23 protein-coding genes are annotated in these 25,154 nt (G+C 73.9%); 14 read left to right on the top strand and 9 right to left on the bottom strand.

Going from position 1 to position 25,154, the window contains the following annotated elements; all coding sequences use genetic code 11:
• Positions 1 to 32 precede the first annotated feature (32 nt).
• On the bottom strand, positions 33 to 467 hold the full coding sequence (locus ACFV1W_RS27630; protein WP_380419950.1) for a VOC family protein: 435 nt from the start codon (positions 465 to 467) through the stop codon (positions 33 to 35).
• 28 nt (positions 468 to 495) lie between these two features.
• On the bottom strand, positions 496 to 1,377 hold the full coding sequence (locus tag ACFV1W_RS27625) for a helix-turn-helix domain-containing protein (protein ID WP_380419949.1): 882 nt from the start codon (positions 1,375 to 1,377) through the stop codon (positions 496 to 498).
• 136 nt (positions 1,378 to 1,513) lie between these two features.
• On the opposite strand from ACFV1W_RS27625, the gene ACFV1W_RS27620 reads away from it, so the two are divergent.
• A complete protein-coding gene (locus tag ACFV1W_RS27620) occupies positions 1,514 to 1,948 on the top strand; it encodes a CBS domain-containing protein (protein WP_380419948.1) in 435 nt (144 codons plus the stop codon).
• A 171-nt stretch (positions 1,949 to 2,119) separates the two neighbouring features.
• Here ACFV1W_RS27620 and ACFV1W_RS27615 read toward each other — a convergent pair whose 3' ends face one another.
• From ACFV1W_RS27615 to ACFV1W_RS27605, 3 genes are all read right to left on the bottom strand, one after another.
• A complete protein-coding gene (locus ACFV1W_RS27615; protein ID WP_380419947.1) occupies positions 2,120 to 3,286 on the bottom strand; it encodes an alanine--tRNA ligase-related protein in 1,167 nt (388 codons plus the stop codon).
• 295 nt (positions 3,287 to 3,581) lie between these two features.
• Positions 3,582 to 5,522, bottom strand: a complete 1,941-nt coding sequence (locus ACFV1W_RS27610; RefSeq protein ID WP_380419946.1) for a PIG-L family deacetylase — start codon at positions 5,520 to 5,522, stop codon at positions 3,582 to 3,584.
• A gap of 182 nt (positions 5,523 to 5,704) precedes the next feature.
• Entirely contained in the window at positions 5,705 to 6,640 is a 936-nt protein-coding gene (locus ACFV1W_RS27605; protein WP_380419945.1) for a helix-turn-helix domain-containing protein, read from the bottom strand.
• 133 nt (positions 6,641 to 6,773) lie between these two features.
• Between ACFV1W_RS27605 and ACFV1W_RS27600 the strand changes: the two genes are divergently transcribed.
• From ACFV1W_RS27600 to ACFV1W_RS27555, 10 genes are all read left to right on the top strand, one after another.
• On the top strand, positions 6,774 to 7,358 hold the full coding sequence (locus ACFV1W_RS27600; RefSeq protein WP_380419944.1) for a pyridoxamine 5'-phosphate oxidase family protein: 585 nt from the start codon (positions 6,774 to 6,776) through the stop codon (positions 7,356 to 7,358).
• A 109-nt stretch (positions 7,359 to 7,467) separates the two neighbouring features.
• Positions 7,468 to 8,076 (top strand): TIGR03086 family metal-binding protein, encoded by a 609-nt coding sequence (locus ACFV1W_RS27595; RefSeq protein ID WP_380419943.1) that lies wholly within the window; start codon positions 7,468 to 7,470, stop codon positions 8,074 to 8,076.
• A gap of 129 nt (positions 8,077 to 8,205) precedes the next feature.
• On the top strand, positions 8,206 to 8,736 hold the full coding sequence (locus ACFV1W_RS27590) for a universal stress protein (RefSeq protein WP_380419942.1): 531 nt from the start codon (positions 8,206 to 8,208) through the stop codon (positions 8,734 to 8,736).
• A 159-nt stretch (positions 8,737 to 8,895) separates the two neighbouring features.
• Positions 8,896 to 10,350: a PLP-dependent aminotransferase family protein gene (locus ACFV1W_RS27585; protein ID WP_380419941.1), complete on the top strand. Its 1,455-nt coding sequence runs from the start codon at positions 8,896 to 8,898 to the stop codon at positions 10,348 to 10,350.
• Positions 10,351 to 10,554: 204 nt separating this feature from the next.
• Positions 10,555 to 11,064, top strand: a complete 510-nt coding sequence (locus tag ACFV1W_RS27580; RefSeq protein ID WP_380419940.1) for a hypothetical protein — start codon at positions 10,555 to 10,557, stop codon at positions 11,062 to 11,064.
• A gap of 716 nt (positions 11,065 to 11,780) precedes the next feature.
• On the top strand, positions 11,781 to 13,187 hold the full coding sequence (locus ACFV1W_RS27575) for a family 2B encapsulin nanocompartment shell protein (RefSeq protein WP_380419939.1): 1,407 nt from the start codon (positions 11,781 to 11,783) through the stop codon (positions 13,185 to 13,187).
• Between the two features lie 1,163 nt (positions 13,188 to 14,350).
• Positions 14,351 to 15,121, top strand: a complete 771-nt coding sequence (locus ACFV1W_RS27570; protein ID WP_380419938.1) for a hypothetical protein — start codon at positions 14,351 to 14,353, stop codon at positions 15,119 to 15,121.
• Between the two features lie 260 nt (positions 15,122 to 15,381).
• On the top strand, positions 15,382 to 16,014 hold the full coding sequence (locus ACFV1W_RS27565; protein WP_380419937.1) for a class I SAM-dependent methyltransferase: 633 nt from the start codon (positions 15,382 to 15,384) through the stop codon (positions 16,012 to 16,014).
• On the top strand, positions 16,011 to 16,667 hold the full coding sequence (locus ACFV1W_RS27560; protein ID WP_380419936.1) for a hypothetical protein: 657 nt from the start codon (positions 16,011 to 16,013) through the stop codon (positions 16,665 to 16,667). Before ACFV1W_RS27565 ends, ACFV1W_RS27560 begins: the two co-directional genes overlap by 4 nt.
• Before the next feature lie 209 nt (positions 16,668 to 16,876).
• Positions 16,877 to 17,464 carry a TerD family protein gene (locus tag ACFV1W_RS27555; protein ID WP_380419935.1) on the top strand — a complete coding sequence of 196 codons (588 nt, stop codon included), beginning with the start codon at positions 16,877 to 16,879 and terminating at the stop codon, positions 17,462 to 17,464.
• 79 nt (positions 17,465 to 17,543) lie between these two features.
• Here ACFV1W_RS27555 and ACFV1W_RS27550 read toward each other — a convergent pair whose 3' ends face one another.
• Together ACFV1W_RS27550 and ACFV1W_RS27545 are read right to left on the bottom strand one after the other, a co-directional pair.
• A complete protein-coding gene (locus tag ACFV1W_RS27550) occupies positions 17,544 to 19,199 on the bottom strand; it encodes an ABC transporter permease (protein WP_380419934.1) in 1,656 nt (551 codons plus the stop codon).
• Entirely contained in the window at positions 19,196 to 20,122 is a 927-nt protein-coding gene (locus ACFV1W_RS27545; RefSeq protein ID WP_380419933.1) for an ABC transporter ATP-binding protein, read from the bottom strand. The genes ACFV1W_RS27550 and ACFV1W_RS27545 overlap by 4 nt, the downstream gene beginning before the upstream one ends.
• 71 nt (positions 20,123 to 20,193) lie before the next feature.
• Here ACFV1W_RS27545 and ACFV1W_RS27540 point away from each other — a divergent pair, with 71 nt between their 5' ends.
• On the top strand, positions 20,194 to 20,733 hold the full coding sequence (locus ACFV1W_RS27540) for a GbsR/MarR family transcriptional regulator (protein ID WP_380419932.1): 540 nt from the start codon (positions 20,194 to 20,196) through the stop codon (positions 20,731 to 20,733).
• Positions 20,734 to 20,814: 81 nt separating this feature from the next.
• On the opposite strand, the gene ACFV1W_RS27535 is transcribed toward ACFV1W_RS27540, so the two are convergent.
• Complete coding sequence (locus ACFV1W_RS27535) at positions 20,815 to 22,236, bottom strand: hypothetical protein (protein ID WP_380419931.1); 1,422 nt, start codon at positions 22,234 to 22,236, stop codon at positions 20,815 to 20,817.
• Positions 22,237 to 22,800: 564 nt separating this feature from the next.
• Here ACFV1W_RS27535 and ACFV1W_RS27530 point away from each other — a divergent pair.
• Entirely contained in the window at positions 22,801 to 23,187 is a 387-nt protein-coding gene (locus tag ACFV1W_RS27530) for a hypothetical protein (protein ID WP_380419930.1), read from the top strand.
• Between the two features lie 18 nt (positions 23,188 to 23,205).
• On the top strand, positions 23,206 to 23,541 hold the full coding sequence (locus ACFV1W_RS27525; RefSeq protein WP_380419929.1) for a hypothetical protein: 336 nt from the start codon (positions 23,206 to 23,208) through the stop codon (positions 23,539 to 23,541).
• Between the two features lie 12 nt (positions 23,542 to 23,553).
• On the opposite strand, the gene ACFV1W_RS27520 is transcribed toward ACFV1W_RS27525, so the two are convergent.
• Positions 23,554 to 25,092, bottom strand: a complete 1,539-nt coding sequence (locus ACFV1W_RS27520) for an alpha/beta hydrolase (protein WP_380419928.1) — start codon at positions 25,090 to 25,092, stop codon at positions 23,554 to 23,556.
• Positions 25,093 to 25,154: the final 62 nt, after the last annotated feature.

Genomic DNA, 25,154 nt, shown 5'->3' with positions numbered 1-25,154 from the left:
GTACGGCCGCCGCCGCCCGGGGCGGCCGGGGGTCAGGAGCCCGGGACGGGCCGGGGCGCGCCCGGGTACGTCCCGAAGAACCAGTGGTTGCCCTCCGGGTCTGCGGCGGCGAAGTCACGCGAGCCGTAGTCGGTCTCGCTCAGCCCGGCGGTGATCCGGGCCCCGGCGGCGACGGCCCGGGCGTGCACACCGTCCGGGTCGGCGGTCACCACGTACGCGCTGAAGCTGCCCGGCAGGCCCTGCCACTCGCCCGGCACCGTCTCGCGCACCGAACCGAGCATCACGCCGCCGCCCTCGGGCCAGGCCAGTTCGGCGTGCGCGACGAACGCGCCCTCGCCGTAGGCGGCCACCTCCTGGAAACCGAAGGCGTCCGTCAGGAAGCGGATCAGGGCCCGGGCGTCGGTCGCGCGCAGGGTGGGCCAGACCTGCGGGGCGGGGATTTCGGTCGCGGGGGTTCCGGTGTCCATGGCTCGTCGCTCCTCGGGTGCGGTGGGGTCACGCCTCCCACTCTGCGGCCGCCCCGGCCGCCCCGCCTTGGACGTTTCGGAACTTCGCCTCCTCCGGCCCCTCCGCCGCCAGCCAGGCGCTCGGCGCCGCCCCGGCCAGCGCCCGGAACTCCCGGGCCAGGTGCGCCTGGTCGAAGTAGCCGCAGCGGACGGCCAGTTCCGCCAGCCGGGGCGGGGAACCGGCCGCGAGCAGGTGCCGGGCCCGGTCGAAGCGGATCACCCGGGCGGCCGCCTTGGGGGTGAGACCGGTCTCCCGGCGGAACCGCTCCTGGAGGTGCCGGGCGCTCCAGCCGGTCTCCCGGGCCAGTTCCGCCACCGGCAGCCCGCCGTTGCTGCGCCGCAGGGCCCGCCAGGCCCAGCCCACCTCCGGCGGCACCGGCCCGGACGGCCGGGCGGCCCGCAACAGCGCCTCGTCGAGTACGGCGAACCGCCGCGCCCAGTCGTCGGCCGCCCGCAGCCTCTCCCGCAGCTCGGGGGCGAGCCGCCCGAGCACCTCCTCCGCCGGGACGTCGATTCCCGCCAACTCCCCCGCGGGCAGCCCGAACAGAGCCCGGGCGGCGAGCGGGTGCACGGCGATCTGCACGCCGGACTGCGCCCCCTCGTGGGTGATCAGCACCGGCGAGGTGTGCAGGCCGCCGAGCACCGTCGGATAGCTGCCGGGAGGCTGCGCCGGATCGGGGTGGCGGGCGACCACCAGCGGCTCGTCCAGGGTGAGGATGAAGGTCAGGTACGGGGAGGGCAGGCCGCGGTGCACGGCCGGGGCCAGACCGCGCTGCCGGTACCCCGAATACCAGGCCACGTACGGGCGCAGCGCCGCCGCCGGCCGGGCGCGGACGGCCTCGTCGACCACTTCGGTGGCTCGCGTCGTCACCCGCCCAGTATCGGCGCTCGCGGTCGCGGGCGGGCCCGGAGTCGCCTACGGTGATGGCACGGTCACCCCGCGAGCGGCGCTGTGGACCGCCGCAGGGGAGGGCCGTCGGGGGGTAAACACCGACGAAGGAGTCCCCGTGACCACTGCCCGAGACATCATGCACACCGGCGCCCAGTGCATCGGCGCCCACCAGACGCTGGACGAGGCCGCGAAGATGATGCGCGACATGCACGTCGGCGCGCTGCCGATCTGCGGCGACGACCAGAAGCTCCACGGCATCATCACCGACCGCGACATCGTGCTGCGCTGTGTCGCCGAGGGCAAGAACCCGGCCGAGATGACCGCCATGGACCTCGCCGGGCACCTGCACTGCGTGCGCGCCGAGGACAGCGTGGACACCGTGCTGAAGAAGATGCAACAGCACCAGATCCGACGCATCCCGGTGATCGACGGCGAGCGGCTGGTCGGCATGATCAGCGAGGCCGACCTGGCGATGGGCCACCGCGAGGGCCACCGGCTGACGGACGAGCAGATCATCAAGTTCATGGACAGCGTCTACATGAAGCAGTGACGCCCGTTCGGCCGCCCCTGAGCGGCTCCTGAGCGGCGCTGAGCGCAGCCCCGTCCGCCCTCGGTGACCGGCCGGTCCCCCCGCACCGGCCGGGCCTCCCGATGGTGCCGGACGGGGCCCTCACGCGTCTTGTACAAATGCGCAACGCCCGCCCCCGTGCCCGGCCCGCCGTCAGTGCGGGCGAAGGTCGAGGACGAGGTCGCGGGGGAGGCCGTGGGTGTCGTGGAGATAGTGGAGGTCGTCCTCGGTGAGGGGGCCGCGGAAGCGCGTGCGGGACAGGATCCGGCGGCCGCGGTCGAGGAGGCGGACGAAGCGCTGTTCCTCGTCGAGCAGCACCTGGCGGACCGACTCGGGGCGGACGTCCTGGCGGAAGTGGTCCAGGGTGTGCCGGACCAACTCGTCCGGCAGGTCGCCGAGTCCGCGCTGCGGGTCGTCCCGGCGCAGTACGGTGAGCACCCGGCGCAGCAGGCGGCGCAGGACGTAGCCGCGGCCGGTGTTCGAGGGGCGGACGCCGTCGCCGATGACGACGACGGCCGAGCGCAGGTGGTCGAGGACCAGGCGCAGGGACGGCTCGTCCAGCTGCCACAGGGTCGGGACGAGGCGGCGCCAGGGGTCGAAGACGTCGCACTCGAAGACGGAGGAGCGGCCCTGGAGCAGTGAGGAGAGGCGTTCCAGGCCGAGGCCGGTGTCGATGTTGCGCTGGGGGAGCGGGACGAGGGTGCCGTCGTCGAGGCGGCGGTGACGCATCATCACGTGGTTCCACACCTCGACCCAGCGTTCGTCCCGGGTGGGCGTGGACCGGGGCGGGGTGTCGCCGGTCCACAGGAAGATCTCCGAGTCGGGGCCGCAGGGGCCGGTCGGGCCGTTGGACCACCAGTTGTCCTCGACGGTGAGTTCGACCGGTACGCCGCGGTCCTGCCACAGCTCCAGGGAGTCGGTGTCCGGGCCGACCTGGTCGTCGCCGCCGAAGACGGTGACATGGAGGCGGCCGGGATCGATGCCGAAGCCGTCGGTGAGCAGCCCGTATCCCCAGTCGAGGCTCTGCCGGCCCTCGTAGTCGCCGAGGGACCAGGTGCCGAGCATCTCGAAGACGGTGAGGTGGGTGCGGTCGCCGACCTCGTCGAGGTCGGTGGTGCGCAGGCAGCGCTGGACGTTGACCAGCCGCCTGCCCAGCGGGTGCGGGCGTCCCTCCAGGTAGGGGGTGAGGGGGTGCATGCCGGAGGTGGTGAACAGCACCGGGTCGCCGGGCGGGGGCAGCAGGGTCGAGCCGGTGATCCGGCGGTGGCCGCGGTCCTCGAAGTACTCGGTGAAGGTGCGGACGAGCTGGTCGGTGTTCACGGGGTGGCTCCTTCGCGTGTGCGGTTGCGGGAGGCACCGGACGACGAGTCCGCGCGATCGTCGGAAGCGAGGAGAACGCCTCGAAGCCACCACCGGCGGACCGTTTCCGGTCGCCGGGGGGAGGGGTACGTCAGGCGGCGGCAACCGGCGAGCTGGTCGCTCGCGCGGCGGCGGTGAAGTGGCCGGTGACGTTCATGGAGCCGAGGTTAACGCGGCCGGCGCCCCGGGGCACGCGGTTTTCCGCCCCGGAGCGGGAAGCCGGCGCGTCCCGTGTGCCCCTCCGGGCGTCGGGCGGTCAGAGCGGCAGGCTCTGCCAGGCGTCGAAACCGGTGGCCGAGGTGCCCGTGCGGAAGGTGACGCGGCCGTCCGTGCCGACGGCGAACACGTGGAGGGCACCGGCGCCGTCGACGATCGCGGTCGGGTGGTCGAGGACGGCGCCGCCGAGGTCCTGCCAGGAGCCGTAGCCGGCGTTCGGGGCGGTCTGGGCGGTGGTGCTGACCCCGCCGCCGCGGTTTCGCTCGAACAGGACGACCCGTCCGCCGAGGGTGGCCGCCGCGGGCTCGCCCACGCCCCCGTGTCCGCCGATGGGCGCCGGGGACCGGCTCCACGGTCCGCCCGGCCGGAGCTGGTAGCTGACCAGCATCGCGCCGGTGCCGGGCTCGCGGTAGGCGAGTTCGATGCGGCCGTCCTGGTCGAGCGCGGCCTTGGGCGGGCTCGCCGGCCGGGCGCCGGGGATCGGGGCCGGCCCGCCGACGGCGCCGTTCGGGGCGTCCTGCCACCAGCCGAGGACACCGGTGCGGGTGCCGGCGAACACCTCGATCGCCCCGACTCCGTTGCGGATCGCGGTGACCTGGTCCTGGAGGTCGGTGCCGCCCAGGTCGGTCCAGGTGTCCGTCCACACCCCGCCCGGGGCGGTCTGCCGGATGGTGCTGAGGCCGCCCCCGCCGTTCTTGACGAACAGTTCCAGGCGCCCGTCCTGGGAGCCGGCGACCGCGGGCACGCCGATCCGGTCCTCGTTGCCGAGTCCGGCGTTGGGGTTGCCGTGGTCGGCCCAGCCGTTCGACCACCAGCCGTTGGGCGTGCCCTGCGGCAGGGAGACGATGTGGTGGTCGGTCAGGCGGCGGGCGAAGACCTCCAGCCGGCCGTCGGCGTTGGTGCCGACGGCGATGCCCGGCGCCAGTCGCCCGCCCGGGTCGGCCATCCGCACCGGGCCGCCCCAGCTGCCGTCCGCCTGGCGCCAGTAGGTGTGGAGGGCGCCGGCCCGGACGACGAACACCTGCGGTCGGCCGTCCTGGTTCAGCCCGGCCCAGGAGGTGCCCCGGGACCAGCGGTAGTACATCCGGGAGAGCCAGGCATCGGAGTAGTTCCCCGAGTGGTCGTGGCCGGCGTATTCGGAGACGAACGATCCCTTGGTGCCGACCGTGGCCGGGTCCAGGTTCGCCGGGGAGTCGCTGATGTCGTAGTCGCGGTAATTCACCTGGATCACCGGACCGCCGTACAGCTGCGCAGCCTGGCCGGCGAATTTCGCGGCGGCGACGTGGTCCGGGTGGTCGCCGGCGTAGCGGCCGTCCGGGAGTTCGTCCTGAGCCCGGAGCACGGTCGGCCGGTACGTCACCATCAGCTGCCGCAGCACCTCGACGACGTCCGCGGCCGTGTAGGTCGACGGGCCGGGTAGCGGGCTGCCGACCGGGACGACCGTGGTGTCGGTGCCGCCGGCCAGGACGCCGTCGAGCCCGGCGTCGTGCAGGTTGAGGAAGATCAGGTGCACCGGACGGCCCTTGAGGACGTACCGCTCGACCTGTTTGCCCGCGACCGTCCAGGCCTCGGCCGTCCAGTGTCCGGCCTCGTCGGTCGTCGGGTCGGTGTCGCCGACGCCGGTCATCCGGGAGTACGCGTTGACGGCGCCCATCTGCCGGTTCCGGGTGCGCAGCGGCTCACCGGCGGCATCCCAGCAGACCGTGGCGCACGGGTCGCCGGTCGCGTTGCCCGCGGTGACGAACACCGTGACGGACGGCGTGCCGTCGGCCAGCGCGTTGGACAGGTCCGGGTTCATGAACAGGATGTCGTCGTCCTCGTGCGCGACGACCTGCATGACCAGTGCGCCGGAGCCGGTGACGGAGGCCGTGGCCGTGGGGGCGGTCGCGGCGGCGCGGGTGGCGGACCCCTGGGCCAGGACGGGCGCGGCGAGGGCGGAGAGCGCGACGGAGGTGAGGAGTTGCCGTCGTCCGATTGCCATGGGAGTCCCCCCGAATTCAGGATCGGTATGTGATCAGGCCAAGGGGAGGTTAACGTAATGCGGGGCCGGTGAATGCCTTTGGTGGGGTTCCACAACGTTGTGGCGAAGAATGTCAGTTGATGTACGATCAAATCGGGCCGAATGTTTTCATATCAACAAAGGTCAGCTCGGGTCGGTTCGGTTCAGCTCGGGTCGGCGTCGAGCACGGCGCTGGTGATCCGCCCGACGACCCGGTCGGGCGGTTCCGGGTCGGTGGCGGCGGCGGCCCGGCGCGAGGCCAGGAACTCGCGGGGCGAGCAGCCGACCATGCCGCGGAAGGTCCGGTCGAGGTGGGACTGGTCGTAGTAGCCGCACAGTGTCGCGAGGTCGGCGGGGGCGAACCGCCCGTCCGGGGCGGTCAGCAGCCGAAGGGTGCGCTGCAGCCGCAGGATTCCGGCGGCCTGCTTGGGCGCCAGTCCGAGCTGTTCCCGGAAGCGCTGCTCCAGTCGGCGCCGGCTCCAGCCGGTGCCCTCCACCAGGGCGCGCACCGGCACCAGCCCCCGCGAGCGCCGCAGTTGGTGCCAGGCCCAGACGACGTCCGGCTCCCAGACCGGTCCGTCGGCGAGCAGCGCGGTGAAGTAGCCGTCCAGCAGTGCGAACCGGGCCCGCCAGGTCGGGGCGTCGGCCAGCCGGGCGGCCAGCCGGCCCAGCTGGGGGCCCAGCACCTCCCCGGCATCCGCCCACTGCCCGCCGAGCTCCCCGGCCACCGGACCGAATGCCCGGAACGCGCCCTGCGGGGTGAACGAGACCGCCAATCCGTGCAGCACACCGGCGTGTTCGGCGATCGTGGCGGTGCGGCGCAGCCCGGCGGCGATCGAGCCGAAGGAGCTCCCGGGGGCGAGCGAGACGGCGTCGGTGAGCCGCATGGTGCCCTCGAAGGCGAGCGCCACCGTCACCACGTCCGTCGGCACCTCCAGCCGTCGGCGCGGGCGGTCCAGGTCCATCCGGTAGCCGCGGTAGTCGAGGACGTGGCGGCGCAGCGGAGTGGCGGGCAGGCCGACCGCCGTCACCGGCCCGTCGGTCGGGAGGGCGCCCTGGACCGACTCGACTCCCTGGACCCGCTCGACTCCCTGGACCAACTCAACTCCCTCGCTCGGTCCTTGGCGGGCGGCAGGTGCACGAATCATCCTAGGCGGATCGGTCAGTGCGCCGACCGTCCCATTGCATGGATTTTCCTTTCTCGGGGAGCGAGATCCGGGCACACTTGCGCACATGGGAAAGCAGTACGAAAGCATCGACGGCAGGCTGCGGCAGTTCATCGAACGCCAGCCCGTCTACTTCGTCGCCACCGCGCCGCTGGCGGGCGACGGTCACGTCAACCTCTCGCCCAAGGGCCGGTCCGGCACCCTCGCGGTCATCGACGAACTGACCCTCGCCTACCTGGACTTCGGCGGCTCGCAGGCCGAGACCATCGCCCACCTGCGGGAGAACGGCCGGATCACCCTGATGTGGTGCGCCTTCGACGGGCCGCCGACCGTGGTCCGGGTGCACGGCCGCGGCGAGCCCGTGTTCCGCGACGACCCGCGCTTCGCCGAACTGCTCGGCCGCTTCGAGCCCGGCACGGACGGCGCGGGCCTGCGCGCGATCGTGCTGGTCCACGCCGAGCGGGTCAGCGACTCCTGCGGCTACGCGGTGCCGTTCATGGACTACCGGGCCGACCGCGACCTGCACGCCCAGTACTTCGACCGCAAGGGCGAGGAGCAGTTCAGCGCCTACTGCGAGGGCAAGCCGCTCGTCCGCACCAGCATCGACGGCCTGCCCGCCCTCCCGCTGCCGGTCCCGGCCCGGCCGGCCTGACGGGCCCGGGTGCCACGGGCCGTGGCGGGCTCCCGTGCGGCTCGCCGTCGAGCGCTGACGGGTCGGGCCGGGTCGGTGGGTGATCCACGGAGGTGCCATCATCGGCGACATGACCGACCGTCAGGAAGAACCGGGAGCCTCCACCATGCCGCACCACCCCGTCGTCGAGCAGATCGAGCGCGCCGCCGCCACGACCGGAGTCCTGATCGCGGGCATCGGCGCGGAGCAGTGGAAGCTCCCCACGCCCTGTGCGGACTGGGACGTCACCGCGCTGGTGAACCACCTGGTGGGCGGGATCAACCTCTACGTCGGCGGGTCGACCGGCGTCGACCCCGGAAAGGCCCACGAGGACGACTGGCTCGGTGACGACCCGGTCGCGGCCTACCGGTCCGCGGCGGCCGCCGACCTCGCGGCCTGGCGCCGCCCGGGCGCGCTCGACCGCAGCGTCACCATCCCGCTCGGCGAGCTGCCGGGCGAGTTCGCGGCCACCGTCCATCTGACCGAGCTCGCCGTGCACGGGGCGGACATAGCGGTGGCGACCGGCCAGGAGCACCTGCTGGACACCGAGCTGCTGGAGGGCCTGCTGGCCGCGATCCGGGAACTGGGCGTCGACCCCTACCGGGCCCCCGGCATCTTCGGCCCCGAGGCCCCCGTCGCCGAGGACGCCCCCGTCCACCAGCGGCTGCTCGCCCACCTGGGCCGCCAGGTCGAGTCCTGATGCTCACGGCCCACTCGCGACCGGTGCCGGGTCGACGCCCCCGCACACCCGCCGGGGTGGCCCGCACCACAGCCCTCACCCGGAGTGCCCGCCGCATCCACCCCGGGGGGCGGGCATAGCCTTCGGCCCATGAGCAACGACAACGATGCGGCGGAGACAGGGGCCGTCGACGGCACCGGGGAGGACCCGGGCCACGAGCCGGCCGGCGCGCCGAGCGGCTTCGAGCTGGGGACCGACGGGCCCAAGGTGATCCTGGCGGGCCTGGACGGCTCCGACTCCTCCTGGCGCGCCACCGCCTACGCCGCCGGACTGGCCCGCCGGCAGGGCGCCCTCCTGGCCGTCGCCTACGTCCAGCCGATACTCGGCGCCGCGACCGCCCTGGCCGGCGCCGCCGTGGAGGAGACCACCCAGGAGATCGCCGACGACCTGCTGGCCGCGCTGCGCGAGGCCGAGCACCGGATGCGCGAGGTCTGGCGGGTGGAGTGGCGCTTCCTCACGGTGCGCGGCGACCCCTATGCGGGCCTCGCCAAGCTCGCGGACGAGCTGCGCGCCGACGCCGTGGTGGTCGGCGTCTCCGAACGGGCCGGCCACAAGGTGATCGGATCGGTCGCGGTCCGGCTGGTCAAGGCGGGCCGCTGGCCGGTCACCGTCGTTCCTTAGGCGGCCTTGGGCAGTGTCCTCGGGCGTCCGCCGGCGGCCGCAGGAGACCCGCGATCCTGCCGCGGTCGAGCTGGCACGGCCCCGCCGGGCCCGGTGGCGGCTCGACCGGCCACCGCCCGCCCGGCGCTGGCCGGTAAGCGGCGGGTAGGGTGCGGGGCCATGACGGAAACGCCGGGCGTGCACCCCACCGGGCCGGCCCACCCGACCGGCAACGACCTCCATCTCGACCTGCCCGCCACCGGTGGTCGCCGCTCCGCGCTGATGGCCGCCCTGCGCGAGGCGATCCGCACCGGCCGCCTCGCCCCCGGCACCCGGCTGCCGCCCTACCGGGCGCTCGCCGCCGACCTCGGCCTGGCCCGCAACACCGCCGCCGAGGCCTACACCGAGCTCGTCGCCGAGGGCTGGCTGACCGCCCGACAGGGCTCCGGCACCACCGTCGCCGAACGCGCCGCACCCGCCCGGTCCGACCGCGCCCGCCGCCCCACCCGCCGCTCCCGGCCCGTGCACGACCTGCGCCAGGGCCAGCCCGACGCCGCCTCCTTCCCCCGGACCGCCTGGCTGGCCGCCGCCCGCCGGGCGCTCACCGCCGCACCCAACGAGGCCTTCGGGCCCGGCGACCCGCAGGGCCGGCGCGAACTGCGCACCGTCCTCGCCGACTACCTCGCCCGCGCCCGCGGAGTGCGCACCCACCCCGACCGGATCGTGGTCTGCTCCGGCTTCGCCCACGCACTGCGGCTGCTCTTCGACGGCGCCGCGCCCGTCCTGCCGTCCGCCGACCGGGGGCCGCTGGCCGTCGAGGCGTACGGGCTGGACTTCCACCGCGGGCTGCTGGCCACCGCCGGGGTGCCCGTCGTGCCGCTGCCGATCGACGAACACGGCGCCCGGGTGGACGAGTTGGCGCGGCACCCGGACATCCGGACGGTCCTGCTCACCCCCGCCCACCAGTTCCCGACCGGGGGCCCGCTGCACGCCGGGCGCCGCTCCGCCGTGATCGACTGGGCGCGCGGCCGCGGTGGACTGCTCCTGGAGGACGACTACGACGGGGAGTTCCGCTACGACCGCCAACCGGTCGGCGCCGTCCAGGGGCTCGACCCCGACCGGGTCGTCTACCTGGGCAGCACCAGCAAGAGCCTCAGTCCGGCCTTGCGCCTCGGCTGGATGGTCCTGCCGGACCACCTGGTCGACCGGGTGCTCGCGGCCAAGGGCGAACGCGAGGCCTGGGCCAGCGCCCTGGACCAGCTGACCCTCGCCGAATTCATCGACTCCGGCGGCTACGACCGGCACGTGCGCCGGATGCGGCGCCGCTACCGGGACCGCCGGGACCAGCTGGTGGCCGCACTGGCCGCCCACGCCCCGCACATCGAGGTGTCCGGCATCGCGGCCGGACTGCACGCCGTCCTGCGGCTCGCCCCCGGCACCGAACGCTCGATCCTCAAGGCCGCCGTCTACCGGGGCCTGGCGGTCGACGGGCTCGCCGACTACCGCCACCCGGCGGTCACGGCGGAGGCGATGCCGGCCGTCGACGGTCTGGTGGTCGGCTACGCCACCCCGCCCGACCACGCCTACCCGGCGGCCCTCCAGGCGCTCTGCGACATCCTCCCGCCGCAGGCCTGACCCGACCGACCCGGTCCGACCCGACCCGGTGCGGTTCCGAAGGCGGCCCGGGAACCGCGAACGGCGAAGGATAGGGCACCGGAGGTTCCGCCGGGCCGGAACACGGTCGATCGGTCCCCGGCGTCCGCCCGCCGCTCCTGCACCGGTACGGCTTCGGGCGGAGCCCGGTAACCGGAGCGGTACCGGCCCCTACGCTCCATGGACATGCGCAGAACACATCTGAGCCGTGCCGCGCTCGCCGCGTGTCCGGCCCTCGCCGTCGGTCTGCTCCTGTCCGCCGCACCCGCCCGGGCCGACAGTCCGCTGCCCCTGACGGCGGTCTCCGACCGTCAGACGACCGTCCGGGGCGGTGAGTTCACGCTGACCCTGACGCTCACCAACCCGTACGACACCCCGATCCAGTTCGTCTACCAGAGCGTCCAGGAGACCTACCCGACCACCTTGGAACCGGGGCTGAAGTTCACCGCCACGGCCTGCGGCACCCAGACCAACGGCTGCAGCGACAACGTGCACGGCGGCATCGCCCGCTACAACGTGCCGCTCGCCCCCGGTGCCAGCAGCACCTTCACGGTCACCTACACGGTGGCGCCGGACTCCGCGTGCGGCGCGACCCGGATCGACTTCTACTCGTACCTCTACTACGAGTACGCCGGCGGCCTGGCCAACGACTCCGGCATCGTCGACATCCCCGGTACCCAGGTCCTCTGCAGCTGACCCCGCGCCGGGACCCGTTCTCGCACCCCCCGGCGCGGCCCCGCCGCCGTGCCCCCCGTACACCCGTCAGGTGCCGGCCACCCCCGTACCGGCACCTGACGGGCCTTCCGTGCCTGTCGGCCCCGGGTGGCAGGCACGGCCCGTGTACGCATGGACGCCGAACGACCCCGACCACCCCGCCGGGTGCCTCGCCCCGCCGATGCCGTACGGGCTGTACGCCGCCCTCCTCGGCCGGGTGGGCCCGTAGACGGCCGCACTGGCCGGTGGGTTGCTGCTGTTCTTCCACGACTCCATGCCCGCCGACCTCAGCGGCGGGAGCTGCTGGCGGCAGGCCGGTTCGACCGGGTGCGGCACGGGCTGGAGGTCGCCTGACAGTGTGCCGGGCCGGTGCCGCGGTGCGGGTCGGAGAGGCTTGCGGAGCGGGGATCGCGGGCGCGAACGGATGTTCCGGTGGCGGGAGGCGCTCGGGGGCAGATGGGGGCGGAAAGCGGGGAGATTCACCCTATCGGGGGGTAGTCGGCCGCCGTACGGGCTCGGTCACGTTGGGGTGATCTAGGGTTCCGGATGGACCGCCGGGCGATGGCGGCCGAGCTCCTCGCACTCCCCAACTTCCCCACCGGTCACCGGATCTGATGATCCGTTGTGACTCCGCTCCCAGGGTCGAGCGGTACGGCCCTGACCGCGTGATCCGACCACACGAATGGAGACCCCTGCCGATGCCCGTGGACACGAGCCCGGAGACACAGCAGGACCGGCAGCAGAGTCTTGCGACGGCGGCCGCCCGCAATCTCGCCACCACGACCAAGTCCGCACCGCAGATGCAGGAGATCACCTCCCGCTGGCTGCTCAAGGTGCTGCCGTGGGTCGAGGCCCACGGCGGCGCGTACCGGGTGAACCGGCGGCTCACCTACACCGTGGGCAACGGCGTGGTGGAGTTCATCAAGACCGGCTCCCAGGTCCGCGTGATCCCGGCGGAGTTGGGCGAACTCGCCCTGCTGCGCGGCTACGAGGACGAGGAGGTGCTGACCGCCCTCGCCGACCGCTGCCAGCAGCGCGACTTCGGCCCGGGCGAGGTGCTCACCACCCAGGGGGAGGCGGCCGACCGGATCTTCCTGATCGCGCACGGCAAGATCAACAAGATCGGCACCGGCAAGTACGGCGACGAGACCGTGGTGGGTGTGGCCGGTGACGGCGACCGCTTCGGCGACGACTCGTTGCTGAACCCGGACGCGGTCTGGGAGTACACCGCGAAGACCGCCACCTCCGGTGTCGCGCTCACCCTGAGCCGGGACGACTTCGCCCGCATCCGGGACAACGCGCCGAGCCTCCAGGAGCACCTGCAGTCGTTCCTGTCCCTGCCACTGCAGGCCCAGAACGAGCGCGGCGAGGCCGAGATCGCCATGTCGGCCGGCCACCACGGCGAGTACGAACTCCCCGGCGCCTTCGTGGACTACGAGCTCAAGCCGCGCGAGTACGAGCTGAGCGTCGTGCAGACCATCCTCAAGGTCCACACCCGTGTCGCGGACCTGTACAACGAGCCGATGAACCAGATCGAGCACCAGCTCCGGCTGACCATCGAGGCCCTGCGCGAGCGCCAGGAGCACGAGATGATCAACAACCCGGAGTTCGGCCTGCTCAACAACGCCGACTTCGACCAGCGGATCCAGACCCACTCCGGCCCGCCCACCCCGGACGACCTGGACGAGCTGCTCAGCCGCCGCCGCGACCCCGACTACCTGCTGGCCCACCCGCGTGCCATCGCCGCGATCGGCCGGGAGTTCAACACCCGGGGCATCTACCCGCATCACGTCGACCTCGGCGGGCAGCAGGTGCCGGCGTGGCGCGGGGTGCCGATCCTGCCGTGCAGCAAGATCCCGATCACCAAGGAGAACACCAGCTCGATCCTGGTGATCCGCACCGGTGAGGACAACCAGGGCGTCATCGGTCTGCACCAGACCGGTCTGCCGGACGAGTACCAGCCCTCGCTCTCGGTCCGGTTCATGGGGATCGACGAGAAGGCGATCATCTCCTACCTGGTCAGCGCCTACTACTCGTGCGCGATCCTGGTGCCGGACGCGGTCGGCGTACTGGAGAACGTCGAGATCGCGCACCGCCGCCACTGAGCCCGGAGAACAGTGAGCGCAGGCCGTAACCGGTCGGCGCGAAGATCGTTTCACCTGATGACGGACGGCCCGCCCGGGAGGTGGGCCGTCCGCCTGATCGCGTTCGAACTCGCACGGTCGTACCGGGTCGGTTCCGCTCCGGATCCGACCACTGCTCCCGGTTTCCGCAGGCTGATCAGCCGGTGTCCGTCCCGTCCCCCCAGGTGAACCGAGAGGTGTGTGGAGCCCATGCCGCAGCGTCGGCACTTCCGACGGATACCGCAGCACGGCGGCGGCTCAGCCACTCCGGGGCGGCGGGTGCGCCTGATCGGCGCGGCGGTCGGAGTGGTGGCGGTGTGCGCACTGGTCGGCGGCGCCACCGCCTCGGGGGCTGAGCGCCCCGGCGGGCACCCGCACGGCTGGGCCGTGGACGTCTGCGTGTGCAGCGAGACCGACGTCTCGACCTCGGTGGGACCGGGCGGGAGCGTCGACGTCGGGGTGGACGTCGACGTCCACGTCGGTGTCACCGTCGCTCCGGACGTCGGCCGCCACCACGGCCACCGGCCCCCGCACGACCACCACCCGCACCCCTGCCCGAGCCCCACTCCGACTCCTACGCCGACGCACACACCCTCGCCGACTCGTACGCCCACTCCCACGCCGTCCCCGAGCGCGACACCCCCCACCCCGACCCCGGCGCCCACCCCGCCGTCCCCATCGAGGCCGCCCGCACCGCCCCCGCAGGTTTCCCCTGCGCCCGCACCCGCACCTGCGGCCCCCGCGCCCGCGGCGCCCCCTCCGGCGGCGCCCGCCCCGGCGACCCCTGCTGTGGTGGACCCCAGCCCCGACGCACCGAGCCCGGCCCGTCCGAGCCCGCTCCGGCCGACGCCCTCGGCGCACCCGTCGTTCAAGGTGTGGGCCGGCCAGCCGCTGTCGGTCGCGCAGCACCACCACGGCGCCTCGACGACCACCACCATGTTGCTGGTCTTCGTCCCCGCAGTCCTGGCGGCGGCGGCGCTGCGCCCGGGTCGTGGCCGAGGCCGCGGGGGTTCCGGGTCCTGACGGGCACCGCGGTCCCGGCTGCCCGGCGGCCGCCCGCCCCCCGGCGCGTCCCGCGCTCGGCCCGCCCCTGGGGCCCTGCTTCCCCGTTCACGTCACAAGCCAAGCCAGAGAAGGGAGTTCCGATGTCCGAGTGGGTGGCGCTGGTCGTCGCCATGGCGGCGGCCTGTGCCGTTGTGTTGGCGGTGGTGGTGCTGAGGCGCCGCACCGCGGGCGCCGAGGAGAACGTCGACGAGACGCCCGACGTCATCGAGTACATCACGATGATGATCGGCGTGGTCTACGCGATCGTCCTCGGCCTCGCCATCGCGGGTGTCTGGGAGGCGCGCGGCGCCGCCCAGGACGACCTGTTCCGTGAGGCACAGTCGCTGCGGGAGGTGAGCGACCGGGCGGTGGTCTACCCGGCCGACTTCCGCGACCAGGTCCGGTCCGACATCGACGCCTACGTCACGTACGTGGTGAACGTCGAGTGGGACTACATGTCCGAGAACGGCGCCATCACCGACAAGGGCACCGAGTTGCTGGAGAAGGTCCAGAACGAGGTGGCCGGCCGGGCGCCGGCCTCGGACCTGGAGGCCCAGGCCTACCAGCCCGTCATGGACCGGATCAGCCAGGCCTCCGACGCCCGCAACCAGCGTGGTCAGAACGCCGGGCCGACCATGCCGGGCGTGGTCTGGTTCGGTCTGATCGGGGGCGCCGTGGTGACCATCGGGATGCTGTTCGCGCTGCAGATCAGGCGCACGCCGAGGGAGCTGATCCTGGCCGGCTGCTTCAGCGTGCTGATCGCCTTCCTGCTGTTCATGATCTGGGACTTCGACGATCCTTTCGCCCGGAGCGTCTCGGTGACCACCCAGCCCTTCGTGGACCTCTTCCCCTCGCTCAACCTCAAGGGCTGAGCCGGGGGCGCGCGACGAACACCGGTGGCTCCGACGGGGGACCGCCGGTGTTCGGACATGACGTGACGTCATTCTTGATCAGCTTGAGCCGAGTTGGGCAAGATTCCGGAGGCATCGCCGTTCTCCGGGGAGAAGGCGGACAGGCCGCCCCCACACCCTTGTCCTTGGCGTAGACCCCGCGCGCCTGGACCCGGAGCGGTGAACGGCGGCGGACCGGTAGGTTGACCGGGAAGGAACGGGCCCCCCGAACGGAGGAGCGCATGGACAGTCAGAGCTGGGACGACCGCTACGCCGCGAGCGACCTGGTGTGGGGTGCCGCGCCCAACCAGTGGGTGGTCCGCGAACTGGCCGGCAGTACCCCCGGGCGCGCCCTCGACCTGGCCACCGGCGAGGGCCGCAACGCCATCTGGCTGGCCACCCGGGGCTGGGAGGTCACCGGTCTCGACTTCTCCGCCGTCGCCCTGGAACGCGCCGAACGGCTCACCGCCGAACTGCCCGACGAGGTCGCCGACCGGCTCACCTGGCGGCACGGCGACGTCCGTACCCAGGAGGCCCCGGCCGTCGGCTACGACCTCGTCCTGATCGCCTACCTCCAACTCCCCGCCGCGGACCGCCGGGCCGCGCTGCACCGCGCCGCCGAGGCGCTCGCCCCCGGAGGCACCCTGCTGGTCGTCGGGCACGACCTGACCAACCTCACCGACGGCGTCGGCGGCCCCCAGGACCCGGCCGTGCTGTTCACCCCGGAGGACGTCCTCGCCGACCTCGCCGAGTACGGCCTACACACCGTCCGGGCCGAGCGCGTCCACCGCACCGTCGGCGAGCCCGCCCACGGGGGCGGCCTGACCGGCGTCGCGATCGACGCGCTGGTGCGGCTGGAACGGGGCGCGGAGTGACGGCCCGGCCCTCCCGACGTGCGCTGCTCACCGGCCTGGCGGCCGCCGCCCCGCTGGTGCTGGCCGGCTGCTCCTCCGGGAAGAAGGGCAAGGCGGAAAAGGACGGCCCGGTGGCCAGGGCCAGTGACCCGGGCGGGGCGGCCTTCGTGATGATCATCCGGCACGGTGAGAAGCCCGACGGCAGCCATCCCGGCCTGGACGAGAACGGCAAGCACGACGACAAGTCCCTCACCCAGCGCGGCTGGGACCGGGCCAAGGCGCTGCCCGCCCTGTTCGCCCCGCCCGCGGCCGGGCTGCGCACCCCGGCCCGGATCTACGCCGCCACCGACCAGGGCCCGATGGCCGGGGCGCACCGGATGCGCCAGACCGTCACCCCGTTGGGGGCGAGGCTCGGGCTGACGGTGGACACCACCTACGCCGAATCCCAGGAGTCCGGGCTGGCCGGGGCCGCGCTCGCCGGGGCGCAGCCCGTGCTGATCTGCTGGGAGCACTCCCGGATCCCGCGGATCGTCGAGGCGCTCGGCGCCTCCGGCAGCGGGGCTCCGGCCGGCTGGCCGGACCGGTTCGACCTGGTGTGGGTCTTCTCCCGGCCGGCCGGCGGCGCCTGGACCTTCCAGGAGGTGCGCCAGCACCTGCTCGACGGGGACGCCTGATCCGCCTTCGGCCGCGAACGGAACACCGCACCCGCCGGGTACCCGCGCCCCCGGCGTGCAGGGGCGGCGGTCCGGCGCGGTGATCGTCATTACCGAGTACTGGGCGAACTGCTGGGTAGGTGGCCCCCGAGCTGCTGTCCGATGATCACAGGTATCCCTGCGTGCGATAGGTTCGCAGCACGGACGGCGGCAGGAACGAGGAGGGCACGATGACCGTTTCGCTGGCCAAGGGGCAGAAGATCAGCCTGGAGAAGCCGGGCGGTGGGCAGTTGAGCCTGGTCCGGATGGGCCTGGGCTGGAAGGCCGTGCAGCGCAAGGGTTTCCTGGCCAAGCTGATGTCCGCCGGCCGGGAGATCGACCTGGACGCCTCGGCGGTGCTGTTCTCGGGCGGTAGGTCGGTGGACGTGGTCTACTTCCAGCACCTCACCAGCAACGACGGCTCGGTCCGGCACAGTGGCGACAACCTGGTCGGCGGCGCGGGCGACGCGACCGACGACGAGTCGATCACCGTCGACCTGACCAGGGTGGGCGCAGAGGTCGACCAGATCCTGTTCACGGTCAACTCCTTCACCGGACAGACCTTCCAGGAGGTCGAGGCCGCCTTCTGCCGGCTGGTGGACGAGACCACCGGCACCGAGCTGGCCCGCTACACCCTCACCGGCGGCGGCCCGTACACCGCCCAGATCATGGCCAAGGTGCAGCGCACGCCGGCCGGCTGGCAGATGGTCGCGATCGGCCAGCCGGCGAGCGGGCGCACCTTCAAGGACCTGATGCCGGAGCTGGTCAAGCACCTCTGACCGGCTGCCGCCCCTGACCCGCTGCGGGTCACGGCGCCGGGGCGTCCGGGCCGGTCCGACGGATCCCGCCGGACCGGCCCTACTCGACGTCCCGGCGCCGGAACCCGGCCAGGGCCAGCGCGATCAGCGCGGCCGCGACCAGGGTGAGCACCGCCGGCGGGGTCCAGTCCATCCGGGCCGCGGGGAGCCGGGGCACCTGGCCGAAAGGGGAGAACCGGTTCAGGCCCGCGGGGAACTCCAGCAGCGGGCCCAGGTAGCCGATCATGAACGCGTAGGCGGGGACGACCCAGGCCAGCGGCATCGCCCGGGGCAGCCAGCCGTAGACGGCCGCGGCGAGACCCACCGTCACCCACAGGGCGGGCGCGAAGGCCAGGGCAGCGCCGGTCAGCCGCAGGAACACGCCCCCGTCGCCGGTGGACAGCGCCCCGGCCAGGCCGAAGCCCACGCCCGCCGCCAGCATCACGGCGGTGGAGCCCAGCAGCGCCGCCGCGAGGTGCCCGCCCAGCCAGCCGGACCGCGACACCCCGGTGGCCAGCACCGGCACGGCCCGCCCGGCGCTCTCCTCGGCGCGCGGGCGCAGCGTCGCCAGCACCGCGTAGACGCCGCCGACCACCGCGACCACCAGCAGGGTCAGCGCGGCGAAGGAGTCGGCGAGGGTGTGGCCGCCGAGCCGGGCCAGCGCCTGCCTGATCTGGTCGACGTCCTTGAGCATCGAGTCGGCCTGGCCGAGCAGCGACCCGTACATCGCGCCGAGCAGCAGCAGGGCGACCGCGAAGCCGCCGATCAGGCCGCGGTGCAGTCGCAGCGCCAAGCCGAGCGGGGTGCCCAGGGACGGGCTGCCGGTGGCCGGGCCGGGGCGCGCGGCGCGCAGTCCGGCGCCGAAGTCGCGGTGGGCGCTCAGCGCGAACCCGGCCGCGGCGGTGGCCGCGGTCAGCGCCAACGCGGCCGGCAGCGGCCACCAGCGGTCGTCGAGGAAGGGGTAGCTGCGTTGCAGCCAGCCGATCGGGGAGGCCCAGGCGAGGCCGCTCTCCCCGGCGTCACCGGCGGCGCGCAGCGCGTAGGCGGTGCCGAGCACGGCCAGGGCCAGCCCGGAGGCCGTCCGGGCGTGTGCGGTGATCTGTACGGTCACGGCGGCCACCGCGCCGAACAGCAGCCCTCCGGCGGCGGTCGCGGCCCCGTAGAGCAGCGCGCCGTCGGCGGTCAGGCCGGGGACGCCGAGGCCGGGCAGGGCGAGGGCGATCAGCAGGCCGAGCGCGAGGTCCGCGACGGCGGCGGTGGCCAGCGCGGCGGCGAGCTGGGCGTGCCGGCCCACGGCGGCCGAGCGGACCAGTTCGGCGTGCCCGCTCTCCTCCTCGGCCCGGGTGTGCCGGGTGACGGTCAGCACGCTCATCAGGCCCGCCGTGACGACCAGCAGACCGAGCAGCCGGTGGCCGAGCATCGCGCCCCAGGTGTAGTCGGCCAGGTAGTGGGCCGGACCGGTCATGGCGAGCAGGGCCGGGGTGTCCGAGCCGTGCGCGATCGAGGCGCGGTCGGCGGCGGTCGGGTAGACGGTGCGGACGCTGTCGGCGGTGGCCAGGGTGACCAGCGCCAGGCCGAGCACCCAGGCGGACAGCCGGACCCGGTCGCGGCGCAGCGCGAAGCGCAGCAGGGCGGCGGTGCCGGCCAGGGGGGCGCGTTCCCCGGCCCGGCCGGTGTCGCGGTGCGGGGCGGTGCGGGCGGCGGCGGGGGCGGTCACCGGACGGCCTCGTCGGTGCTCCGGTGCCCGTTGGCGGCCAGCTCGTCGCCGTAGTGGCGCAGCATCAGCTCCTCCAGCGTGGGCGGGTGGCTGACCAGGCTGCGCAGCCCGGCCTCGCTCAGTGCGCGCACGGCGGCGTCGAGCCGGGCACCGTCCACGGCGAAGCGCACGCGCGGACCGTCGGTGCGCAGATCGTGGACTCCTGCCAGCCCGTCCAGTCCGGTGACCGGGCGGCTGGTCTCCGCCTCGACGGTGGTGCGGGTGAGGTGGCGCAGCTCGCCGAGGGTGCCGGTCTGCACCACCCGGCCCTGCCGGATGATGCTGACGCGGTCGCCCAGCTTCTCCACCTCGTCCAGGATGTGGCTGGAGAGCAGGACGGTGCGGCCCTGTTCCCTGGTCTGGCGGACGACGTCCTGGAAGACCACCTCCATCAGCGGGTCCAGGCCGGAGGTCGGCTCGTCCAGCAGCAGGAGCTCGGCGTCGGAGGCGAGCGCGGCCACGATGGCGACCTTCTGCCGGTTGCCCTTGGAGTAGCTGCGGCCCTTCTTGGTCGGATCGAGGTCGAAGCGCTCCAGCAGCTCGTCCCGGCGGCGCCGGTCGAGCCGGCCGCGCAGCCGGGAGAGCAGGTCGATGGCCTCGCCGCCGGTGAGGTCGGGCCAGAGCTCGACGTCGCCGGGGACGTAGGCGAGGCGGCGGTGCAGCTCCACGGCGTCGCTCCACGGGTCCTTGCCGAGCAGCCGGGCGCTGCCGCCGTCCGCGCGCAGCAGGCCGAGCAGGACGCGGATGGTGGTGGACTTCCCGGCGCCGTTGGGGCCCAGGAAGCCGTGGACCTCGCCGGTCTCGACGGTCAGGTCGAGGCCGTCCAGCGCGGTGGTCCGGCCGAAGGTCTTGCGCAGGCCGGACAGGACGATGGCCTTGGTCATGCTTCTGAAACTACCGTAGTTTCAGAAAAATGTGAATATTGGGAAGCGTTAAGGTTCGAACCGGGGAGCGGATGATCTCCGGAAAGGGGAGAGCGGTGGAACGGGAGCCGGAGCAGGGGCAGGATCCCCGGGCCGTGGCGGACTTCGTGGAGCGGTTCGCGGCCGAGCTGGTGGTCGCGGGCATGGGTCGGATGCCGTCCCGGATCTTTTCCTGCCTGATGGCCGAGGAGAGCGGCGTGCTGACCTCCGCCGAGCTGTCCGAGCGGCTGCGGATCAGCCCGGCGGCCGTCTCCGGCGGGATGCGCTACCTCATCCAGGTCGGGCTGGTCGCCAAGGAGCGCGAGCCCGGATCCCGGCGCGACCGCTACCGGGTGCTCAACGACGTCTGGTTCGAGTCGCTGACCCGGCGCGACGAACTCCTGCTGCGCTGGGTCCGGGTGCTGAAGGAGGGGGAAGCGACGGTCGGCCCGGCCACGGCGGCGGGGCAGCGGCTGGAGGAGAGCGCGGCCTTCTTCGAGTTCATGATCGACGAGCTGCACGGGATGCTCGGCCGCTGGCGCGAGCACCGGGCGGCCCGGGGGCAGGAAACGCCCGGGGGGCAGGAGGTGTAGGGCCCGGCTCCCGTCGGGAAGCGCGACGGCGGCAGGCGGTCCTCGGACCGTCCTGCCGCCGTCGGCGGTTCTGCGCGCGGGCTACTTCTTCGCGGCCGCCGTGGGCGAGGGCGACAGCGAGGAACTCGGCGTGGCGCTCGCTCCGGCGGACGGGGTGGCGCTGGGGGAGCCGCTCGGAGTGGGGGTCGGGCAGCCGGGAGCGGTGGGCGTCGCGGACGGGGTGCCGCTCGGGGTGGCCGTCGGGGACGGCGTGCCGCTCGGAGCGGCGGTGCCGGTGGGCGTTGCGGTGGCCGTCGGGCTCGGGCAGGACGTCGGCGTACCGGTCGGGGTGCCGGACGGCGTGCCGGTGGGAGAGGCGGTCGGGGACGGACTGCCGCTCGGGGTGGCCGTCGGGCTCGCGGAGGGCGAGGGCGAACCGCTGGGTGTGGGCGTGGTGGTCGGCTGCGCGGACGGCGTCGTCGTCGGCGTCGGAGCCGGGGACTGAGCCGGCGTCACCGGCGGCACGGTCGGCTGCGGGTTCGGCGTCGGGCTGGTGCCCGTGCCCTCGTTGCCCGTCGGGGTGCCACCCGAGGTGCCCGCCGTCGTGCCGGACGGGCGGAGGAACGGCGAGGGCGAGGTGACCGGCGCGCCGGGGATGCCGGGCAGGTCCGGGACGGTGGTGACCTGGCCGCTGCCGAAGTGCGCCATCCAGTTGCGGACGGTGCGCAGGTACTCGGTGGAGTCGTTGTAGCTGAGGACTGCCCGGTCCAGCTGGGACGGGTCGGAGAGGTCCCGCCCGCCCGCGCACAGGTAGCGGCCGGCGGTCTCGGCCGCGTCGAAGATGTTGTTCGGGTCGGCCGTGCCCTTGCCGGTGGCGTCCACGCCCCAGGAGGCCCAGGTCGACGGGATGAACTGCATCGGGCCGACGGCGCGGTCCCAGCGCGAGTCGCCGTCGTAGCGGCCGCCGTCGGTGTCGGGTATCGCGGCGAAGCCGTTGCCGTCCAGTACCGGGCCCAGGATCGGGGTGAGCGTCCGTCCGGCGGCGTCCACCTGGCCGCCGTTGGCCTGGCCGGACTCGACCTGGCCGATCGCCGCGAGCAGTTGCCAGGGCAGGTGGCAGACCGGCGAGTGCTGGGCGAGCGAGGCCTCGGCCTGGCGGTAGGCGGCGAAGACCGTGGCGGGCAGCGCCGCGCCGGTGGCGGTGAACGGGCCGGCCGCGGGCTGGCCGGGCTGGGTGCCGGGCGGCTGCGGCAGCTGGACGGCGCTGCCGCCGTCGGCCGCGGTGCCGGGAACGCCGGGTACGCCGGTCGCGGGGCCGCCGAAGGGAGTGGCGGAGGTCGAACCCTGGGCGGTGCCGTCCTGCGCCGGGCCGGCGTCGGCGGCCGCGACCTGCGCAAGGCCGAGGCCCGACACCTGAGAGCCGGTCAGCGCGGCCAGCGCGGCGAACGCCGCCGCCGTCCCCGTGACGCGCTTGCCGAGCCGAACCTTGCGCCCGCCCTTGGCGCTGCCGAACCTCGCCGCCATCTGCTGCCCCTCCCCGTCGCCGTCCGGACCTCCCGGAACGGCTGAGCCGTCGTCATCGTGTCCGCCCACCAGGCGGCGGCGCCCGCCGCCCGGACGATTAGTATCACGACGATCTGACAGGGACAGGATGGACGGGAGGCGACCGGCCGCCCCCGAGGGGTCAACGCGGCACCTCAGCCCCGGTCGTGCCGGCCCGGACCCGCGCCGGGGAATTCAGGACCTTCTCATCTCCCGCGTCATGGACGCGAGTTGGCCGGGCCGCGGCGCCAGGGGTTGGGGTTGGGACCTTCCCCGGGGCGCCCCGGCGGTCGGACCGGCGGTTCGAGGCGCGGGGGTGGTACGCGGCGCCGTCCCGGGCTCCCCGGCGGCGCCCGTGGGCGACCCCTCCGACCTGCGCGGATTCCCCGTAGCGCGCCGGGCCTCCCCTAGCAGGGCGGACGGGCCGGCGCCAGGGGGCGTTCCCAACTCGGCCCTGGACGGATGACGTTCAGGTGAAAGTGAGCATGCCAGGAAATCCCGTCCGGCATGCTGTGCCGCGTGACCATGCGGATGGAGGCCCGAACCGTGAGCGCGAACCTGCCGGAGACCGTCGTCGAGGGGGCGGTGGTCCTGCCGGCGCCCCCTCGGGTGGTGGACGACCTGGCCCGTGACCTGACCCAGGCCGCCGCTGCCGTCAGGGCGGTGTCGCGCAGCGGCCGCAACACCGGCGGCGACGTCGCGGTCGCCGCCTACACCGCCGTGGTGTGCACCGGCCGTTCGGCGGCCCGCGCGCTGGAGGAGGCGGCCGCCTGGTGCCGGCAGGCCCCCGAGGCCGAGGTGCACTCGCTCGCCTGGGCGCGGGTGCCGGGGCACTGCCACGACGTCTTCGAGTACCGCGTCACCATGGCCGTCAGCTTCCCCGACGAGGAGACCGGCGAGCACCTCGGTGACACCCACCACTCCTGCCGCTGAAGCCGTATCATCGCCCTCATGGGCGATCGGGGTACGAACGAGATGACCGGCGACGAGACGGACGGCGCGCCCAACGGGACGACGGGGATCACCACTTCGGCCGCCGACGGAACCGGTGGCGACGGTGGACCGCGCGAGCTGTCCCGGGGCGCCGCCGTCGGCGCCACCGTGCTGGCCGTCCTGTGCGGCTGCGCGGTCCTGCTGGCCATGTTCCACTGGCTGGGCTGGGCCGTTCCCGGAGTCGGCTGGATCGTGGCCAGGGCCGGGATCAAGCTGGCCGTGGGCGGCTTCGCCGGGCTGGCCGTCGCCGCCGCCTGGCTGCGCACCAGGTTCCGGCCGCAACAGCGCGGCTGACGCCCGTGCGGCTCAACCGGCCGCCGCGGCCGGGCAGGTCAGGTCGTGCTCAGGCACCCGGCTGTCCAGCAGGTAGCGCTCGACGGTGTCGGTGACGCACGGGTCGGACGCCGGGTACTGGCCGTGGTTGCCGTTGCTGGTGACGGTGACCAGCTTCGAACCCCGCAGTGCGCGGTGCGCGCCGAGCGCCGCCTCGTAGTACGTCGCCGGGTCGTGCAGCGAGTTGAGCATCAGCACCGGCGGCAGGTGGGCGCCGGTGACCTTGACCTCGGGTGCCGGGTCCGTCGGCCAGAGCGCGCAGACCGAGCTGAAGGCGAGGGTGCGGGCACCGGCCAGCGGGTAGCGGGCGGTGTTCTCCGCGCCGCGCTCGATCCAGGTGTCGAGGTCCTTGGTCCACTTGGTGTCCCCGCACGTCACCGAGAAGAACTCGGCGAGGAACCCCGGGCTGAGGTACTGGCCGAACAGCTGACGGGCGGTCTGCTTGGCGGCCGGATCGGCGCCCTGCCAGTCGTCCAGCGCGGTCAGCGCCTGGGCGAGGAGGGGAAAGGCCCTGTCGCTGTAGATCGCGTTGATGGTTCCGTTGTCCAGCTGGTTGGGGCCGAGCGTCAACGAGCCCTCGGTGATGGGCCGGTCGTGCAGGGCGGCGCGCCGCTGCTCCCAGTGCGCCTCGACCTCCGCCGGGGTCGTGCCCCAGTGGTACGTGGCGTCCCGGGCGGCCATCCAGGGCAGGAAGTCCTGCTCGAAGCGGCGCTGGAAGCTCATCGGCTGGCCCAGTTCGAACTGCTCCCAGGTGCCCTCGAAGCCGATGTTGCTGTCCAGCACCATCCGCTCGACCCGGTGCGGGAAGAGCGTGCCGTAGTAGGCGCCGATCATGGTGGCGTAGGAGGCGCCGTAGTAGCTGATCCTCTTCTCGCCGAGCAGTGAGCGGAACAGGTCCATGTCGCGGACGGTCTGCTCGGTGGTCAGGTACGGCAGCAGGTCGCCGCTGTGCTCCTTGCAACTGGCCACCAGCTCGCGGGAGTTGGCGACGACCCGGTCGATCGCCTCGGGGGACCGGTCGCGCCAGTCCCCGGCCAGGAACTCCTGGAACTGCTCCGGGGTCTGGCACTCGGCGCGGGTGCTGCGGCCGACGCCGCGCTGGTCGAAGCTGACGATGTCGTACGCGGCGGCCACCCCCGGGGCGCCCTGGAGGAGGTCCATCGGCCGCAGCAGCCCCTGCCCGCCCGGACCGCCGGCGGTCTCCATCAGCGTCCCCTTGCGGTGCGCCCGGTCGGCGGTGCGGTGCCGGGAGACGGCGACGGAGAGGTCCGGTCCGGCGTCGGGCTGGTGCCAGTCGCGGGGGACGGCCATCGTGGCGCAGTCGAGCGCGGGCTGCCCGTCACAGGGCTGCCAGTGGAGCTGCTGGCCGGTGTAGCGGGCGGGCACGGGTCGGGCGTCGCCCGGGTCGCGGCCGGAGTCGGCGTTCGCGGCGGCGGGCAGGGCGAGGCCGGCGAGGACCGCGGTGGCGACGACGGCGACCGTGCGGCGGGTGCGGGATGCGGTGGTGTTCACGAGAACGATCCTGTCCGGCGCCGCACCTGACGCGCGATGATGCAGGACACCGTCTTCGAGGT

This window comes from Kitasatospora sp. NPDC059648 (genome assembly GCF_042734825.1).
GTDB lineage: Bacteria > Actinomycetota > Actinomycetes > Streptomycetales > Streptomycetaceae > Kitasatospora.
Note: the sequence above shows the minus strand (reverse complement) of the source record. Positions and strands in the feature narration are given on the sequence as shown.